This is a genomic window from Desulfatiglans anilini DSM 4660 (assembly GCF_000422285.1).
Classification (GTDB): Bacteria; Desulfobacterota; DSM-4660; order Desulfatiglandales; family Desulfatiglandaceae; genus Desulfatiglans; species Desulfatiglans anilini.
The window spans coordinates 38,150-56,537 of sequence record NZ_AULM01000025.1 but is presented as its reverse complement, the minus strand read 5'-3'; the positions used below and the strand labels follow the sequence as shown (position 1 = coordinate 56,537).

Genomic DNA, 18,388 nt, shown 5'->3' with positions numbered 1-18,388 from the left:
CAGGTCAACAAAAGCCTCGAAAGAAATTTTGCGTCTGGCTCGACAGAACGCGCTAGCGGTAACCTTTCTTTCGGAGCGATCGGAAGATAGAAAAAGTTGAAAGAACCCGTCAAGTTCCTTTTGTAAGGAGCAGCGGACGAAATTCATGAGGAAAAGTATTACAGTGCTGAAGGGGAGTTTACGATTGCGGGAAAAATATTTTTCAGACAAACGATGTTGGTGAAAAAATTCAGGGGAATGAAGATATTTATTGAGAAATCCGACAAGTTTGGCACAAATTATGGAAAGCACTTTCTGTGCCAACCGCAGTATTTTCATGAAATTTTTCTGTAAACATATGTCGCCTCCTTGAAAAGTACTATACGACCCCTTTTCTACTGAGGGAATAATAGCATAACTTACTATATTCGCAAGCAAAAACATGGGTAGTGTTCTCTTAAGTCAATGACATTGATGCTATTATCAAGCGACTCTGCGAAAATCTTGGCGAAATCGGTTCAATGGTATAAGAACTGTTGTTTGATTAACGTCAGATTCCATATAGAAACACCTCCAACCAGGGCATCCGCCGTATGACCTTCTGGCCGGACGGATAAGGAACGGATGGTGGAATCCAAGCTTTTTCAGGCAGCCGATCTTTCCATGGAGGTCGTCATCCTTCTTTTCGGAGGGATGGCCATGCTTATACTGGGCATTCTGCTTTTCCCCGTTTACGCAGGGGTCCTCCCATACTACGAAAACGGCCTGTTCGGGCTTCTCCTCGTCATATTCGCCTTCCAGATCGTCGCCATGGGAAAAACACCGTTCGGCGATTTCAAGCGCAACGGGCCCGTCATGTTCTGCGGGATAACTGTGGCGGCAGTCGGGATTGTCACCTGCTTCATCCCGGACCTGCTTGGAAATGTCCCCCGCATGCTCCTCACCTTGTTGTTCGGGGTGGGCGGTCTTTTCCTTCTGCTGCAGATGGTCCTTGCCAAAGACAAAGCGCGGCTCTGGAGAACCTACGGCGGCATCTTCAACTACCTCATCGTCGCATGCTGTACGGTCTACCTCGTACAGATCCTGATTGCGGTGCTGATCTTCAAACCAAACCTCGTGCCGGGTTCCCTGGTCGCTTCCGCCGCCCTTCTCTATGGTCTTGCACTCGTCTACCTGGCCTGCGTTGTGCAGAAAATCAGCCGGCGCCATCCCCCGGCCGGTCAAGCCTCCGACAGCGCGACGGGCCTTTCCCTGGACAATGCCATGCTGCTGATGATGGGCGTTTTCATGCTGCTTCTAGGGCTTCTGCTCCTGCCGGTGAACCTCGGTTTGATCCCGTTTTCTCCCAGCGCTCAGCTCGGTCTTCTGATGGTCCTGTTCGGCATCCAGATGCTGGCAGTCGGCAGTACGCCGATCGGGGCTTTCGAGAGAAGCTGGCTCGTCATTCTGCTGGGGTTCGTCTTCGGGGGTCTTGGAATCGTCTCCTGCATCATCCCCGGTATCCTGGTCGTAGCGCTGACCTTCATGGTTGGCGTGCTCAACATAGCCGGGGGGATTGTCACCATCGCAAAGGTCAGCCTTCCCCTGCTGAAGGAGAGAAAGTCCGGCGGGCCGATCCCGCCGATCCGTATCAAGATCGACTCCGCGCTCCTTCTCATGAACATCCTGACTATTCTCTTCGGCACGACGATGCTTGTCTCCAACCTGATCCCGGGGCTGATCCTTGGGGCGATCCTCGCTGCCAATGGATGTGTCCTGCTTTACCTGCTCTACCAACTCGAAACCTTGAGGAAGGTTCAAAGGCGCGAGATGCCGGTGTGACACGGGATGGACAGTAACTGGGCAAAAGACCATTTTTTGACAGTCTGTTAGGAGGAAGTGGTTGTCCAGGCTGCATCTTCGGCAGAACATCCGTCGGCGGCTGGGGTTCAGCGCAGCCTCGACATGCACTGGCTGCGCGCAGGTTCAGTCTCGCTATAACCGGAAGACAAAGGCGATGGAAGGGGTCGGAAAATGTATGAAATATTGAACAGCCCCATCCACATAGGACGATTGACGCTCAAGAACCGGGTCGCCATGACCGCCATGGGAACGAACCTCGCGGCGCCCGGAGGAGGCCTAAGCGACGACATCATCGCCTTCTACGAGGAGAGGGCAAAGGGAGGCACAGGTCTTATCATTATCGAAATTACGCGCGTCATGAACGGCCACGGCGCGGGGATGCCCAACCAACTCGCCCCGAAGCGTTTGCTTGGCGCATTTTTGAACAATAACGACAACTATCAGACAACTTCTTCCATCTGCTATGAATACAGGCCGGAAGAAACGCAGCGGTTGATGCCGCATATTTTCAACGGATATGACGGGTGGATGGTCGGCGACGTCGAAAGATGAGGAGGAAAAAAATGAAAGAATACTTTGTAGACAAAGTAGCCGCCGTGACCGGCGGCGCCTCGGGAATCGGGCTGGCGCTGGTGGAGGCGATGCTGGAGATGGGCGCCAGGGCCGTGACCATGGCCGATATCAACGAAGCCAATCTGAAGAAACACGTGGAGCGCCTGAGCGGGCGTTATCCTGGCAAGGTGCAGGGCGTAAGGACCGACGTGACCCGTGAGGAGAGCGTCAAAGCCATGGTGGATGGGGCGGCGGCCTTCGGCGGCGGCCGGCTGGACCTGCTGTTCAACAACGCCGGCCTCGGCCTCAGCGGCGCCTTCGACGACCTTGGGAATGACGACTGGGCCAAGGCCTTCGCCATCAACTTCTACGGTGCGCTCTACGGGATCCGGGCGGCGCTGCCTTACATGAAGAAGGCGAAGAGCGGCCACATCTGTAATACCGCCTCCGGCATCGCCTTCGTGAATTTCCCCCTGCAGAGCATGTATGCCGCTACCAAAGCGGCGCTCCTGGGCATGACCAACTCGCTGCGCTATGAGTATTGGGATGACGGCGTCCGCTTTTCAACGGTTATTCCAGGCACTGTGGCCACCGCTATTTGGGAAGGGGCCGGCGGGGCTCCAACCAACGCGATCACGCCGGAGGAGTGCGCGGCGGCGGTGCTCAAGGGTGCGGCGGAGAACAAGCGCGTCATCTTTGTCACCGAGGACGACCGGAGCGGGTGCGTCAACATGGCCCTGGGAGCGGCCTATATGCCGAGCACGGATGCATTCTTGGATACCTATCTGCTGGGAGTGGCCCGGGCCAGAAAGGCCGGGGACTTTACATCGATATAGTCCTGCAGGTGTGCATCGATCGATGCGTAAACAGAAGGGTTGCATAGGAAACTCCTCCGCGGCGTCTTGGACCGCCGCGGAGGGACAGCCGTCTCAAAACAATACAACGAATCGTAGCGTGAATACATGGGCCGCATCGAGGTCTGGACGCCGTCCTGGAGTGGGGATATAGGTGTAGGCCAACTGCGGGGTGAGCGTCCAGAAGGCCTTGGAGGTCTCGAAAACAAGAGTGGTCAAATATGCGGCCTGCAGCATCAGCTCGTGCCCCCGGAGGTCGTTCGACGAGGACGGAGTCTCGGGGCAGAAGAACGCTCCTGCGCCCGGGAGATCGTTCAGTCCCGACCAGGCCATCCCTGCACTGATGGTGTCGTATGGACGCCCGGGCACCAGACCTACCCCGCTGAGGCCTGCGCCTACATAATCATTGACCATCAACGAATCGGCGCCGGTGTGCGCGTATTGAAAATAGCTTATGATTCCGGCGTTGTTGATGTTCGGCCGCATGTACCACAGCCGCTGGTTGGCAAACAGATAATACCCTTCCGCCCCATCCTCCAGGGTCAGGGCGGGGGTGTAGAAGTCTCCTGTCTGCGCCCATGCCCCGACCCCCAACCGCCCCGGCTTGCGATGCTCTCCCACCCGCCAGGAATATCCCATCTCTCCAATGTGAAGGGTATAGCTGTTGAAATGGGGCTTCCACTTGAGGCCCGTTTGTACGCCCCGGGCTAAATTACCGTCGAAAAACCCGTAGGAAGCATAGAACTCCCGGGTAGGGGCAAAGTGGACCGTGGCCCCGTACGCCGTGTTGTAATAGGCCGGGAGGATGGTCAGCAAGGTCGGATTGAGGCCTACAGGGACCCAGATCAGGCTGCTGATATCACTGCTTCGATCCTGAAGGTGCGTTTCGGTGATGATGACCGGTTTCGTAACCGTGCCGAAGTGGCCGGCCGCGTTCATCTTCCCGATATGAAAGGTGAGCTTGTCTTCGAACAAACGCTGATGCCACCATGCCTGCATCATCTCCACACGGTCTCTGGGGGGCGACCCGTCCATATTGCTGAACATCTGGATGCAGCCGGCCGCATGGGTGATGGGGTCTCCAGTAAACCCGAGGAATTCGACGCCCAGGGTCCCCCCGCGGATGCCGAAGGCCGTTTGAAGATCGACGGACGTGTGAATGCCCACGGCGAGGCTCGCATGACTCGAGTGCGGATCGGCTCCGCCCGAGGCAATCCGGTTGAATTCGGGGATGAGGAATCCTCCCACACGAACCCCCCATTCATCTTTCAGACCCAGGGCGCGGCCCAGTTGATCCCAACCTAGAAAAGTGTAGACCGTCTGGGGGTTCAAGGCAATTCCCCCGGCCTCCGGGGTTCGATCTTCCAGAAGGGTGGCCGCTTGTCCAGCGCATGGGAGGGCAAGGATAAGCGAAGAGAACCATATCAAATAGAGCTGTCTCTTGAAGGAGCGGCGGTTCATTGAGACCTCCATACCCGTGGTGATCGCAGAGGAAAGGGTGCCCCTCCTGGTGGATGCCGCCACGGGGTGTTCCTGCAGCCAGCACCGCGACGGGCGGCCTCCGGGGCACGCAGTTTATGCGAGGTGGAAATCAGCCGGCTCGTGTCCTTGCGGAAACGATCGTCCAAAGCAAGCGGGGCTCCAATCCGGAAATGAGGACGTTGCCCCGAGATCAAGAAAACCGGCCGCTTATGCCACGGCGGCACAGGGCCGCCTATACGGTCGGACGCGTACGCCGCGCGATTGCCGGAAAAGAGCCCTCACGGATGAAACGGTTCGCGCGGGGCCGGGTGCTGGGATACTGGCCGTTCGCAATCGGCATCACTCCCCCGGCAACTTGTCCGCCTGGTATTGCGGTTCCCCGCGCCTTTGGTTCGCCAATGCCCACATCGTTTCTTCGACCTCCGACGGGTTGGCGCCGATGGCGTGGTGCATCCTGCGCGCGAAGTCCTGAACGGGTATAATATTGCGACCCGCTTCAACGCCTTCGAGGATCTCGTCGGCTGCCTGGTCGATGCTGATCGCCTCGGGCGGCTTCGGCATATCCATGTGGAGTTTGTAATCGAGGGTGCGATAGAAGATCATCGTATCCACCGCCCCGGGACAGACCGTCGTCACCTTGATATTGTGGAAGGACATTTCGTAGCGCAGGTCCTCGCTGAACCCCACAACGGCATATTTCGACGCCGCGTAGACGGTCTGATAGGGCAGAGGCACGATCCCGCATACGGAAGCGGTGTTCACGATATGCCCGTATCCTTGTTTGATCATGATGGGCAAGACCGCGTGAACGCAGTTCACGACACCGAACAGATTGACGTCGAAAACCGTATTCCAGTCCTCTCTTTTGGTCACGGTGAACGCCTGGCCGAAGCCTACGCCTGCGTTGCAGAATATGTAGTCGATAGGACCTCTGCTCCCTACGTATTCGATATAGGCGTTGACTGCATCTTCGTCGCGCACGTCCAACACCTGCGCGTGGACGCGCCCGCCGTGTTTCCGAAGGGATTCCGCCGCCGCCGCGATGTTTTTGGGCGTTCGGCTGCACATGTACACCTCAGCCCCACGCGCAAGCAGACCACGGCTCAAACCGAGTCCTATGCCTGTAGATGCGCCTGTGATGATAGCCACCTTGTCTTTAAAAAAGGAGTCACCAGGATGCTTTTCATTTTCCATGCTCATTCTCCTCCTGCTTTCGGGTGAGCGTTTTTCATGATACAAAAAGGATTTTTAAAAGACGTGTTGCCAAGGATATCCGCCAAATGGAGAATGTGATGAAATCGAAAGCCGATCGCATTTTAGCATCGGCATGCTGTTCTAGGAAGCATAATTTGCGCTTGATGAGAATGGATGTTTGTGACTGCAGATGAAAAAATCATTTGTTTAGCCAACGCATCTTTAGGGAAGGCATTTTCGATGTTGCAAAGTGCATAATCATTGAGGTTTTGTCGAATCAGCATCTTCATGGGATGAATAAATGTTTCAAAAGTTTTCTCGGAGAGTGATTCGATAGACGCAAGTGATGGTGTAATATCGGCCGCGTTGGTGCGTAAAAGTGAATCCAACGCTTCCAAGAGACAGAATAAATATGATATATAGAGCTCTTGTTCAGGAAGGGGCAACATGGCCGGTGCGTTTCGGGCTTGGTCCTGTCTCTGCCTTGTCAGGCGTCTGTGGAGGGTTTTCCACATTTACGGTTCGGGTTTCGCTCCGCGGGGCATTTAGGAGAGGAAAAGGAGCATCAACGTGCAGAACATGGGTGTGAACGTGCCGGTTCAAGAAAGGTTCTTCGAGGATTACCTGCCCGGATCAGTCCACCATCTTGGGACCGTCTCGGTGACGGAGGAAGAAATCATCGAGTTCGGCAGGCGTTACGATCCCCAGGTTTTTCACACGGATCCGGTAAAGGCCCGCGAGACGGCTTTCGGCGGCCTGGTGGCAAGCGGGTGGCACACCGCCGCAATGGCCATGCGCCTGCTGGTCGAACGTTATTTATCCCCGGTGTCGAGTGTCGGTTCGCCCGGTCTGAAAGAGCTTTGGTGGTTAAAACCCGTCCGGCCCGGCGATTCGCTCACTGTGAGGGTCACCGTCTTGGAGACCAGGAAATCCGATTCCAAACCGGATCGAGGCATCGTTCGATCTCTCGTGGAAGTGATCAATCAGGAGGGGGATGTTGTAATGCGCTGTGACGGCATAAACATCATTCTCTGCCGTAATGTTTGACGGCCATGGTAAGTCGAGCTGGATTGTTTAAAAGCAAATGGGACAAAGGAGCATGAGTATGAAAATACGCCCCTTCATTCTCGCTGCTGTCATTTTCGGCTTGAGCGGCTGCAGCAGCATGTACTATGGGACCATGGAAAAGCTGGGGGTGCACAAGCGCGAGATCATGGTCGACCGTGTCAAGGCGGCGCGCGACACCCAGAATGAGGCTAAAGAGCAGTTCCTGACGGCGATGGGGCAATACAAGCGGGTAGTCAACTTCCAAGGGGGTGATCTCGAAAAGGAATACGACAGGCTCAACGCGACGCTGCAGCGGAGCGAAGCCAAGGCGGGAGAAGTCCGTGCCCGCATCCGCTCGGTCGAGGATGTCTCCGAGGCCTTGTTCAGCGAATGGCGGTCGGAGATCAAACATTACACCAGCGACACGTTGCGGCGGTCGAGCCAGCAGAAATACGACCTTACGAAGCAGAAATACGCAGAACTGATCACGGCTATGAAAAGGGCCGAATCGAGGCTGGAGCCGGCCCTGGTCCCGCTGCGTGATCAGGTCCTGTTCATGAAGCACAACCTCAACGCCATGGCGATTGCCGGCCTTAGCCGGGAATTGATCAGCGTCGAGACGAACGTAGACGAACTGGTAAACGAGATTGAGGTCTCCGTCGCGCAGGCCGATGCCTTTATCGCGTCTTTGGAGAATGAATGATTCTTCTTGTTGTGCGCGAATGAGCCTGGCACCCCTGGGGAAGAGAAACTTGAAGGGCATCTTTCGAAAAGGTCGACACCCCCAGTTCACGGCAGGCGACGTAGGTTAAACAAGGTTTCCTGCCCCTCAGCCGCCGACGATGTGCGGGGGACCGAGGGGAAGGTGGGCAGCGGACTTCTCAGCCGCCGATCATTGATTTGATCGAATTCAGCGTGTCGACGTTTTCCTGAAGGGCGTCCAGGTGCGTCTGGATGTCGTTGATCGTGGTTCCCAGTTTTGCCGCAGTGCCGATCGTTCCACCCTGGTCGGTGGCCTTCTGCATGATCGATTTCTTGATGTCATCCAACTGCGCCTCTGCATTGGGCTGAGTAACGTTTCCGCAGAACCACCCGGCCGCGAACAGCAAAACGGCCGCCCCGATTTGAACGCCTTTCCTCACTATCGTCTTTTTCATGTGGTTTCTCCTCTTGCCATGCCGGGATCATTCCGGGACAGAGTGTAAAAAGTACCTATCGCTTTAAATCGTTATCAGAGTAATCCGCATCATGTCAATGCAAATGAAATCTTTGCGATGAAAGGCGACGCGGCGGACCCTCGGTCAGGGGCTGGGGCTGCTGATAGGATGGAAACAGAGAACCCTTCACCCGATAAATTCGTTTCCATCCGGAAAAGATTTCCCGGTAGAAACCGGTTTCCAATCCGGAAATGGGGATTTTTGGCCAATATCAAGGAAATCAAGCGTTTGCGCGGAGGCGACCTGCAGATCGCCGCACAAGTAAACGTGCAGATTGACGCCGAGATTGGCCAAGAAGGCCATTTCCGGATGAAAACGAATTCGTATTGAGCCGTTTGCTTTTAACGAAGCGAAAAGGTGGTTCGATCTATTCGAAACAGGCGGAAGGAGACGGGGCGAGAAGAAGCAAAAGGAAGCCGGGGATCAGAGGTTCTTGAGAATCACCGCAGCCAAGGCCCGCGACGTTTCCAACATCCGGTCGAAAGCCTCTTCGAGGCGGTCGTAGATCTGTGTCCACTTGATGATTTCCAGCAGATCGGAAGCGTTTTCCACCTTTCCCTCGTAAAGCTCGCCGACGCCCACCAGGAAGAGCATCCGCGTTTCCTCCCTAATGTCGTCCATCTTACCGATAGGCAGAGAAGCAATGGTCGCGGTGCGCAGGTGCTGGAGCATCGATCCGGTTTCGGAGTTGATTTCAACCAGGTTGGCTGCGATCTCGGAGGCGGCCGCCCTTGGCCGGCCGAAGCCGTAGAGGCCGAGGCGCGTAGAAACCGCTTTGATCGCCCGCATGGCCTCGTCGAAGCTGCGGTTCAGTTCGTGCACGTCGCCCCGCTCCAGGGGCTGGATGAATGTCAGAGACAGTTCCTTGAAGATCTCCCGGAAGAGACGGATTTGTTCCTTTTCGAGTTCGTGGATGGCGCTGCATCGGCCGGGGAGGTCCTGCAGATCCTTCAACAAGGCTGCAAGCAGGATCGTTCCCCGATTCAGGACGGCCCACTGCTCCTGGAAGAGCCTGTAAAACGGGAAGGTGTCGCTGAAGAGCCCGAAACTCATAGCAAATCCCCTTATGGCACGGGAGCGCCCTTGCGGCGCTGCAGCCGGTTGCTGAGCCCGTCCAGGTAAACATAGAAGACAGGGGTGATGTACAGGGTCATGAGCTGCGAAAAAAGCAGCCCCCCCACCACCGAGATGCCCAGGGACTGCCGGGCATCGCCCCCGGCGCCGAGCCCGAGTGCGATGGGGAGCGCGCCGATCAGAGCGGCCAGGGTCGTCATCATGATCGGCCTGAAGCGGATGAGGCAGGCCTGGTGGATCGCCGCCAGCGAGGTGAGCCTTTCCCTACGTTCGGCTTCGATGGCGAAGTCTACCATCATGATGCCGTTTTTCTTCACGATGCCCACCAGCATGATAAGACCAACGTAAGCGTAAAGATCCAGCTCCTTGCCAAACAGCGAGAGCGCGGCCAGGGCTCCGAACCCGGCGAGCGGTAGGGCGGTCAGGATGGTGACCGGGTGGATGAAACTCTCGTAGAGAATGCCGAGGATCATGTAGATGACGACCACGGTCACGAGCAGAAGGAATCCCATGCTGGCAAAGGAGGATTTGAAGGCCTGGGCCGATCCCTGGAATCCGGTGCTCATGGTGGCGGGGAGCTTTTCCTCGGCGAACTTCTCGATCTCGGGCATGACGACGCCGATGGAGGCTCCCGGCTTCAGGTTGAAGGCGATGTTGGCGGCGGGGATCTGGCCCGAGTGGTTGACGCTCAGGGCTGAAACAGACTCTCTGAACCGCGCCACCTGCTTGATGGGCACCAGGGTCCCGTTTGAAGACCGAACATAAAGGGATTCCACCGCCTCCGGGTTTCCCCGGTATTCGGGCAGGAATTCCAGGTACACGTAATAGAAGTTGCTCGAGGTGTAGATCGTGGAGATCTGGCGGGAGGCATAGCCGGAGTAAAAGGCGTTTTGGATCTGGTCCAGGGTCAGACCGTAATAGGAGGCCATGTCGCGGTCGACGTCGATGTCGAGGGTGGGCTTCCGGAACTGAAGATCCGATTTGACATCGATAAGTTGAGGGATGCTCCGCAGCTTCTCTTCCATGAGCGTGCCGTATTCGTAAAGATCGTCGAGGTCCGTGCTCTGTAGGGTGAACTGCCACTGGGTGGTGGCGAGGCGGGACCCGATGGTGATCAAAGGCGGATTGGTCAGGGCGACGAACACCCCCGGGATCTGGTTCAGCCGGGGCCTCAGCCGTGCGATGATCTCGTCCACCGAGGCGGTGCGTTCCGCCCGTTCCTTCAGGCTTATGAAGACGATGCCGCTGCAGTCCCCTGAGAACCCGGCGACGGAGCCCATGGACGCCTCCGCGCAGTCCGGGTCCTGAAGGAGGAGGCTGTTGAGCGTGTCCTGGATGCGGAACATCTCGTGGTAGGATGTCCTGTCCTCCGCCTGGGAAAAGATGCGGAAGAAGTTCTGGTCCTGATTGGGGATGAACCCTTTCGGGATGCGCTGATACAGAAAAACCATTCCACCCATGACGATGACGGTCAAGATCAGCATCCAGAAGCGGTGCTCGAGGCAGAAAGTCAGGGTCTTCCCATAGACGGAGGCGGCCCCTTCGAAAACCCTCTCAGATGACTTGTAGAAACGGCTGTGGACGGATGATCGGCCGGACATGCCCTTGAGAAAACGGCTGCTCAGCATGGGCGTCAGCGTGAGGGAAATGAAGCCGGAGGCCAGGATGGCGGTCGTGATGACCACGGCGAATTCCCTGAAGAGCCGGCCGATGATCCCGCCCATGAACATGATGGGGATGAAGACCGCCACGAGCGAGATGGTCATCGAGAGGATGGTGAAACCGATTTCCCGGGAACCGCGCAGCGATGCCTCGAGGGCCTGCTCCCCGAGTTCGATCCGCCGGATGATGTTTTCCACCACCACGATGGCGTCATCGACGACAAAGCCGATGGCCAGGGTCATGGCCATGAGGGAGAGGTTGTCGAGGGTGTAGCCGTAGAGCGCCATGACGGGAAAAGTCGCCACCAGAGAGAGCGGGATGACGACGCTCGGGATCAGCGTGGGCCTGATGGCCCGGATGAAGAGGAACATGACCACCAGGACGAGGCAGATGGTCAGGATCATCGTGTACTGGACGTCGCGGATCGACTCCTTGATGAAGAAGGACTGGTCGTAGAGGATGTCGAGGCTCATGGCTCCGGGCATGGCCTTGGCGATCGCGGGGAGTTTCGCTTTGACCTGCTCGGCCAGAAAAACCGTGTTGGTGCCGACCTGCTTCCGGACCCGGGCGAATACGGCCTTGCGCTTTTCCCCATCCTTCATGAACCAGGCAGTGTTCCGCTCGTTTTCGACGCTCGCCACGGCCCTGCCGATGTCTTCGATCCGCACGGGGTAGCCGTTCTGATAGCAAACGATCAGGCCTTCGTAATCCTCCGCCCGCATGAGCTGCCCGTTGCTCTGCATGGTGTAGCTGATCCGCGCTCCGTCGAGCGTCCCGCCCGGGAGGTTCACGTTGCCCGCGCTCACGCCCGCCGACACTTCATCGATGCCGATCCCGCGGCTCGCCAAGGCCTTCGGGTTGATCTGGATCCGGACGGCGTAACGCTGCGCCGGGAGTATGTCCACCTCTGCAATCCCGTTGATGGCGGAAAGGCGCGGGATCATGACATTCTCCCCGAAATCCTGCAGGTCGCTCACGGGCAGGTCGTCCGCGCTCAAGGCCAGAAAGATGATGGGCATATCGGCCGGGTTGACTTTGTTGTAGACGGGCGGATTGGGCATGCTCTCGGGCAGCACGCCCATCGCGGCGGCGATGGCCGCGTTCACATCCAGGGCGGCGGCGTCTATGTCGCGTTCGAGATTGAACTGGATGTTGATGGTGGTTTGTCCGAGCACGCTCTGGGAGGCCATGGAGTCGATCCCGGCGATGGAGGAGAACTTCTTCTCGAGGGGGGTGGCCACAGTGGCCGCCATGGTTTCGGGGTCGGCTCCTGGAAGGGAGGCGGTGACGCTGATGGTCGGGAAATCCACGTTGGGGAGGTTGCCGATGGGCAGCTTTTTGTAGGAGAGGATTCCCAGAAACAGGAGCCCCGCCATAACCATGATGGTCATGACGGGCCTTCTGATCCAGATCTCGGAGATGTTCATAAAGCGGCCTCCCCCTCGATGCCCGCCGGTCGCCGGCCCCTTAGCGCTGAAGCGCTTCGAGGATCCTGACCTTGAAGCCTTCCTGCAGCTTGTTCTGGCCGGTCAGGACAACCGTTTCACCGCCTTCGAGCCCACTGGATATGACCGCCTCGCCGCCGATCCGTCGGTCCACGTCCACCGCCCGCACTGCTGCGGTGTTGTCCTGGCGCACCACAAACAGGTAGAACCCTTGCTGGCCGGTCATGACCGCGTTCAGCGGCACCGTCAAGGCGTCTTTCTGAAGATCCAGAATGAGGCGCGCCTGAACGTATTGACCCGGCCAGAGGATCTGGTCCGCATTTTCGAACTCCGCCTTCAGGGCGATCATCCCGGTTGCCGCGTCGATGGCGTTGTCGATGAAAACGAGCCGGCCGGAAAGGGGCGTTTTCGCCCCCCCGTCTGTGAAGGCCAGGACCTCGAGCGGGTGCTGCGTCATATAGTGCCGAATGGTGGTGAGGTGCCTCTCGGGCACCGCGAATCGAACATGGATAGGGGTCATCTGGTTGATCACCGTCAGGACGGTCGTGTTGGCTTCCACGATAGCCCCTTCGTGCACGAGCCGGCTGCCGGTCCGGCCCGCAAAAGGCGCCCGGATGGTGCAGTAGGACAAATCGAGCCTGGCCTGCGCCAGGCATGCGCCATCGGCCCGGATCAGGGCCTCGGTGGCCATGGCATCGGCGCGGGTCTTTTCGATGTCGGATTCCGAAACCGTGCCTTCGCCGACCATGCCGGCATAACGCCGCGCCTCGGCGCGTTGGAATTCGAGGTTCGCGCGGTGCATGGCGAGCCGCGACTCGGCCTCGCGGATCTTCTCGACAAAAGGCTTCGAGTCGATCGTAAAAAGGACTTCGTCTTTTGCGACGTTCTGTCCCTCACCGAACCCGATTTTTTCGAGCTGCCCCGTGACCCGGCTGAGAATGGAGACGGTCCTGACCGGCTCCACTTGACCGGGGGCGTCCAGTACGAGAGGCATTTCCTTTTTAGTCGAGATTGACACGGTGACGGGAACGGGAGGGGGGGCCGCCGACGGGGCCTGGGGGTCCTCCGAACAGCCTTGGCACAGCAGCGAGAGAAGCAGAGGAAGCAGGAGGCGTTTCACGGCATCACATCCTCAGGGAGCGGTTTCAACAGTCTTTTCAGGACGTGCGCCTTTCGGTCGCTCCGCCTGAATCCATCGCGAGCGGACAGGGTGACGCAGCGTTGCTTGCCCAACGATGGGAACCTACGATATGGAACCCCAGTGTGTCAATTTAAATGAATTCGGGTGAATCCCCTCCTTTTGCGTGAAATGGACAAGAAGTTTGAAGCTTTCCGTGTGATAATTTTCCTTAGTACAGACCCGCCCCTTGAGAGGCTTTCAATAGCAGCCATCCAGCGAAAAAGAGGCTTGCCCCCTGCCCCCAAGGCCACCGGCGCAGGGGACAGGCTAGGTTAGGGTTGATTCAGGACGACGATTACTTCATTGGCTGCGAACCTGTTCTGCCCGTCCTTTACGTTGATCTTTATGTGGTAGGAGCCCGGGTGAGCTCCCGTGACGTAGAAGGAAACCTTCTCGTCTACGGCGGAGATCTCTCCCTGGTTCGGTTCTATCGTCGCGCCGCTGACATCATCCGGGTATTCGATCGATGCTTCCCAGCGAACCGGTGCTCCGGAAGAGACCCAGAACGAGACTTCTGCAGGTTCAGGGTAATCGCTCTCGACAGTCGTGGAAAGCAGCTCCAGCGAAGGCGGAGTTGCCGTAAAATGGATCGCCCGGTCAAACAGCAGTTCCGTGTAGCTCGGGCCGGTCTTTGTGCTGGGTTCTACATACGCCCTGAACGCGACAAACATCTCATCATCGAGTTCCGTACCCTCGCCGCATCCAGCGATGGGGACCTCCATACAGTAAGGTTCACCGTCGCAGTGGCGTGCTACTTTGATGGCGTACAGTTTATCGACTTCACTGGGGGGCCCATATGGAAGATAAGAACTGGCACTGCCTGCGAAGCTGAAACAGTCCGGCGAATAACAATGATCGAATCCTGTTGCTATCCCGCAGTACTTATATGCCTGGTAAATACTGAAGTTATGGTAGGTGGCCTTGCCGCTCTTTTGATGGTTGACGCCGTAAATAATGAGAAAGTCATCAGGGTCCTCCGAGAGCTTGAAGAATTCCTGAGTCATCAAATAGGCGGCATCACTGCTGTCCCCCAAGGTGTTTGTCAACGTTTGGAGCGCGACGGGGCTTTGCATGATCCATTGATCGGTCGTCAGCTCCTGAGCGGATCGGCCTGGGTATGTGTCCAGGATGGCCCTTCGGAGCCCGTCCACTGCCGGAGCGAGGTCGAATTCCGTTTGGCCGGTGCCCCGGACCATTTGGGGTGGGGTGGGGAATGGATCGTGAGAAAGATTCGGGGGTGTGACGCGGAACACCACGACACCCGGGTTTTCGAGGTAGCCTCCACCATCGCTTGTGCCGTCCTTCCACAAGGCCGTCCGCTGACCGATGATGATCTCATCGGTGGTCTCATCCAGGGCATCATTGGTCTTGAGAAGACTCGACGGGATGACAGAAGTGTTGACCCGGCCGAGGAAGCCTGCGCGGATGGCTGCGGCACGGATGGCCTCGTTCGTTTTCCTGTCGGCGGTGAAGATCAGGACGATATTGCTGCTGAATTCTCCCCCGAACGTCTTAATGGTGAATCGATTAATGGGATCTCCGAAGCTCGAGAAGATCTTGTGGCTGTCCGCCGGGCCCCATCCCTCCTCGTAGCGGGAGAATAGAAAGGTGGCGTAGCTGAAGTAGTCGCACGGGGGAGGCGTCGGCCCGATGAGGACGACCGCCTCGTTCCTCCGAAGGCGAAATATAACGGGCAAGAATGTCGGGGCTTGCCCCGGCAGGGGCGGAACCAGGGCTGCGAGGTAACGATTGGTGACGTTATTGCCGTTGCAAGAGTCGATGAGCCCCTCGCAATAGAGCTTCATGAAATTGAGCTCTACATAGTTTTCATAATTCAGGTCTCCCAACACCTGATAACCGCTGTTCAGCAGGTTTTCTTTTAGAACCGCTGCCTTTGTCAGCAGAGAAATCTCAGCGCATGTCTCACCAGGAAAAAAATGGGTAAAGAAAACCATAAGAAAAAGAAAAAACACTCTCTTCATCGCAACGCATTTCATAATTTCCCCCTTCAATAAGCCAGAAAAACTGTTTGCAGCGATTAGATTTGCGTTCATTGACCACTGGATTCAATTACGCATTTATGCTGATATAGACGATTCAATTTATTGTTGTTACATGATGGACAATCCGGAGAAATTACATGAGTGCAAAAATCACTCTGATAGACCCAAGTGATAATATATTTTTTATCACATTTCTAAACGGCAGTCTTTATTTTTCTTTATTATTGCGTTTAAATAACTTCATACAATGCAGTTGTATCTGAATATTTCGACATCACAATTTTAATTACTCTAAATGATCCTTTTCACGCTGGGAATCAGTTGCGGATAATGTGGTATTTTATGTCTTATTTGTTTCCCATTCTGCGCGAATTCAAGTCAAATTAAAGTAATGTCTGGGAGTTGATTTACATCCTGCCGGCTTATCATCATGTAAAGCTTGTAAATTTTGAGGCTCGCCACACGGTCATTTCCACCTAAGACTTTAGTTGCTTAGCAGTCAAGGAAAAAACGCAATGTTCACAATTTTGTGAGAATTGCTTTTCTGATGAGTTGCCCCGCGGACTTCTGTCCACCTACTTGTGTATTCAGGCCGCATCGAGGAAGCCGAAAAAAACCGTCTCAGCGGATCAGACGACGGACCATGAAATCAGCGCCGTCGAGTTCGTTCCTCCTGATGATCGTCATTACGATCGGGGGCCGCAGGTCTTGGCGAAAAGGCACGCACTCTACCAGGCTGCACGCCGCCACTGTCCAAATCGGTGGTCAAGGCCAACCCGCGATTGGCAACCGGTCCAACTTGTAAGGCTCAACCAGCGGAAAGATAGTGAAGGTCGACATGAATGATTATTTGCCGCCTAAGGACGGCTCAGGTGACAACAACCTTACAGAGTGGCGCATATGCCGTCCGGAGGACAGGCCCAAGGGAGAGAAGCAGGTATAGATGAGCGGATCGAGTGTTGTGTTGGACAAAGCTGATCAGGGCACGGGCGGCTAGTGCCTTGAGCATCCGGCATTCTGAGCCGAGCAGAAGCTCAGCTTTTACTGTCTTCAATGCCCGGAATGCGGTGCGTTCATCGACATGCAAGAGGATGAGAAGGGCGCATCGCCCAATGAACCGTCAAAAAAAGTGTCTCATTTTTATAAAAAGCGCTCTACTGAGACGCTCCATCACAAAAAAGGCTATGGCTTGCGGCCGTAACCCTGAAATTCTCCTGGTCGGGGCGGCAGGATTTGAACCTGCGACACCTTGCTCCCAAAGCAAGTGCGCTGCCAGACTGCGCCACGCCCCGTGGGTTGGAGATGGCGTAAATGTAGCCCAGGGAGGGGGTGAAATCAAGCCGTTTTTTCTTTAAGAGCTTGACCGGTGCCCGGCATTTGATATAGAGTGCCCCGGGAAAGCGGCCGCGAGTTCCGGAGGAGGAACGCTTTGCGGCGGAAAATCCGGGAGGGAGGGGTTTTATGGATCTCTGGAGAAAAATCGGTGTCGGAATCGTGATGATGGTCCCTTCTTTTGTGGGAGGAGGCCTTTTGTACAGCTGGACGCACTCCTGGTTCGTCGTTTGGGGCTGGGTGATTGTCATGGCGATTTTGGCCGGCTCCATCATGGGCGGGAAATTTCCGCGGAAGAAGGAAGGCGAATACGCATAGGAAACCGAGCCGGAGAAAAGGCGGCCAGGGTGCAGGAGAATGCACCGCCTGGAAGGTGGAGTGACGCCTGTCCATCTCGGCCGATCCATTCCGGCCGACTGAGAATTGAAAGGTTTTGCACAAGAAAGGGGCATCGAACCATGGTTCGATGCCCCTTGTTTATCGGTGACAGCTCAGGATGAGGGGATCAGGCGATGCCGAGCTGGAACTTCAGGGATTTCAGGGTGTTTTTCATCAGCATCGTAATGGTCATGGGGCCGACGCCGCCCGGGACGGGGGTGATGTAGCCCGCGATCTCCTTCGCCTTGTCGAAATCGACGTCGCCGCGCAGGATGGCCACCTTTTTGCCGGTTTTTTCACTGATGGTCTCGCCGACCCGGTTGACGCCCACGTCAATGACACAGGATCCGGGCTTGATCCACTCGGGTTTGACCAGGCCGGGGACGCCGGCAGCCACGATCAGGATATCCGCCCGCTTGCAGTGGGACGCGATGTCTTTGGTGCGTGTGTGAACGATCGTTACCGTGGAGTTGGCCCCGGGGCCTTTCTGGAGCATCATGTTGGCGATGGGCTTGCCGACGATGTTGGAGCGGCCGACCACCACGACCTCGGCGCCGCTGGTTTCGACACCCGCCCGGACGATCATCTCCTGAATGCCTGCCGGGGTGCAGGGCGGGAACTTGACTTCGCTGCCGCCGATCATGAGCCGGCCGACGTTGACAGGGTGGAAGCCGTCCACATCCTTGTCAGGGTCGATGGCGTTGAGGACCTTCTTCTCGTTGATGTGTTTGGGAAGGGGCAGCTGCACCAGGATGCCGTTGATCGAATCGTCCTTGTTGTACTTGTCGATGAGGGCGAGCAGGTCGGCTTCGGAAATGTCCACCGGCTGGCTGTCCTGGACCTCTTTGAACCCCACGCGATGGGCCGTCTGGATCTTGAGCGTGACATAGGAAATAGAAGCCGGGTTTTCACCCACCAGGATAGTCACGAGCCCCGGTACGACGCCATGCTTCTCCTTGATCTGTTTGACCTCTTCCTCGATTTCCTTGAGGATTTGCTCCCTGATTTCGGTCCCCTTGATTAATTTGGCGGTCATTCCGAATCTCCTTTCCTGACTTTTCTTTAAAAAAATGGAATAATCGATGGGCTTGTGAAAAAAATCTTATGCACCACCGAAGGGTCAATAGCACATCTGATTTGGGAATTC

Annotated in this window: 15 protein-coding genes, 1 tRNA gene and 1 pseudogene; 7 read left to right on the top strand and 10 right to left on the bottom strand. The window is 56.4% G+C overall.

Features of this window, described 5'->3' with window-relative positions:
• Nucleotides 1–318, bottom strand: a pseudogene (locus H567_RS29375) (IS4 family transposase); the annotation flags it as partial.
• Nucleotides 319–603: 285 nt separating this feature from the next.
• Here H567_RS29375 and H567_RS0115355 point away from each other — a divergent pair.
• From H567_RS0115355 to H567_RS0115345, 3 genes are all read left to right on the top strand, one after another.
• Nucleotides 604–1,800, top strand: coding sequence for a hypothetical protein (locus tag H567_RS0115355; RefSeq protein WP_028322082.1), 1,197 nt, complete (start codon nt 604–606; stop codon nt 1,798–1,800).
• A gap of 192 nt (nt 1,801–1,992) precedes the next feature.
• Nucleotides 1,993–2,373, top strand: coding sequence for an oxidoreductase (locus tag H567_RS0115350; protein WP_028322081.1), 381 nt, complete (start codon nt 1,993–1,995; stop codon nt 2,371–2,373).
• Nucleotides 2,374–2,384: 11 nt separating this feature from the next.
• Complete coding sequence (locus tag H567_RS0115345) at nt 2,385–3,209, top strand: SDR family NAD(P)-dependent oxidoreductase (protein WP_028322080.1); 825 nt, start codon at nt 2,385–2,387, stop codon at nt 3,207–3,209.
• A gap of 93 nt (nt 3,210–3,302) precedes the next feature.
• Here the strand turns inward: H567_RS0115345 and H567_RS0115340 are convergent, their stop codons facing one another.
• The gene (locus tag H567_RS0115340; RefSeq protein ID WP_028322079.1) at nt 3,303–4,688 is read right to left on the bottom strand and encodes a carbohydrate porin; all 1,386 of its coding nucleotides are present in this window, start codon (nt 4,686–4,688) and stop codon (nt 3,303–3,305) included.
• Between the two features lie 360 nt (nt 4,689–5,048).
• The gene (locus tag H567_RS25275; RefSeq protein WP_051184974.1) at nt 5,049–5,903 is read right to left on the bottom strand and encodes an SDR family NAD(P)-dependent oxidoreductase; all 855 of its coding nucleotides are present in this window, start codon (nt 5,901–5,903) and stop codon (nt 5,049–5,051) included.
• A gap of 579 nt (nt 5,904–6,482) precedes the next feature.
• On the opposite strand from H567_RS25275, the gene H567_RS0115330 reads away from it, so the two are divergent.
• The gene (locus H567_RS0115330) at nt 6,483–6,950 is read left to right on the top strand and encodes a MaoC family dehydratase (RefSeq protein WP_028322078.1); all 468 of its coding nucleotides are present in this window, start codon (nt 6,483–6,485) and stop codon (nt 6,948–6,950) included.
• A 58-nt stretch (nt 6,951–7,008) separates the two neighbouring features.
• Nucleotides 7,009–7,653 (top strand): DUF2959 domain-containing protein, encoded by a 645-nt coding sequence (locus H567_RS0115325; protein WP_028322077.1) that lies wholly within the window; start codon nt 7,009–7,011, stop codon nt 7,651–7,653.
• Nucleotides 7,654–7,831: 178 nt separating this feature from the next.
• Here the strand turns inward: H567_RS0115325 and H567_RS0115320 are convergent, their stop codons facing one another.
• Complete coding sequence (locus H567_RS0115320) at nt 7,832–8,107, bottom strand: hypothetical protein (protein ID WP_028322076.1); 276 nt, start codon at nt 8,105–8,107, stop codon at nt 7,832–7,834.
• Between the two features lie 261 nt (nt 8,108–8,368).
• Here H567_RS0115320 and H567_RS29890 point away from each other — a divergent pair, with 261 nt between their 5' ends.
• Nucleotides 8,369–8,497 (top strand): hypothetical protein, encoded by a 129-nt coding sequence (locus tag H567_RS29890; RefSeq protein WP_279614997.1) that lies wholly within the window; start codon nt 8,369–8,371, stop codon nt 8,495–8,497.
• 93 nt (nt 8,498–8,590) lie between these two features.
• On the opposite strand, the gene H567_RS0115310 is transcribed toward H567_RS29890, so the two are convergent.
• The 5 genes from H567_RS0115310 to H567_RS0115290 form a co-directional block, all read right to left on the bottom strand.
• Nucleotides 8,591–9,220 carry a DUF47 domain-containing protein gene (locus H567_RS0115310; RefSeq protein WP_028322074.1) on the bottom strand — a complete coding sequence of 210 codons (630 nt, stop codon included), beginning with the start codon at nt 9,218–9,220 and terminating at the stop codon, nt 8,591–8,593.
• Between the two features lie 11 nt (nt 9,221–9,231).
• A complete protein-coding gene (locus H567_RS25270; protein WP_035254675.1) occupies nt 9,232–12,330 on the bottom strand; it encodes an efflux RND transporter permease subunit in 3,099 nt (1,032 codons plus the stop codon).
• A 40-nt stretch (nt 12,331–12,370) separates the two neighbouring features.
• On the bottom strand, nt 12,371–13,468 hold the full coding sequence (locus H567_RS25265; RefSeq protein ID WP_035254673.1) for an efflux RND transporter periplasmic adaptor subunit: 1,098 nt from the start codon (nt 13,466–13,468) through the stop codon (nt 12,371–12,373).
• 332 nt (nt 13,469–13,800) lie between these two features.
• Nucleotides 13,801–15,510, bottom strand: a complete 1,710-nt coding sequence (locus H567_RS0115295) for a hypothetical protein (protein ID WP_028322073.1) — start codon at nt 15,508–15,510, stop codon at nt 13,801–13,803.
• A gap of 1,236 nt (nt 15,511–16,746) precedes the next feature.
• Nucleotides 16,747–16,823: transfer RNA gene (locus H567_RS0115290), tRNA-Pro, on the bottom strand.
• A 169-nt stretch (nt 16,824–16,992) separates the two neighbouring features.
• On the opposite strand from H567_RS0115290, the gene H567_RS0115285 reads away from it, so the two are divergent.
• The gene (locus H567_RS0115285; RefSeq protein WP_028322072.1) at nt 16,993–17,181 is read left to right on the top strand and encodes a hypothetical protein; all 189 of its coding nucleotides are present in this window, start codon (nt 16,993–16,995) and stop codon (nt 17,179–17,181) included.
• A gap of 187 nt (nt 17,182–17,368) precedes the next feature.
• On the opposite strand, the gene folD is transcribed toward H567_RS0115285, so the two are convergent.
• A complete protein-coding gene (gene folD / locus H567_RS0115280; protein ID WP_028322071.1) occupies nt 17,369–18,277 on the bottom strand; it encodes a bifunctional methylenetetrahydrofolate dehydrogenase/methenyltetrahydrofolate cyclohydrolase FolD in 909 nt (302 codons plus the stop codon).
• Nucleotides 18,278–18,388 lie beyond the last annotated feature (111 nt).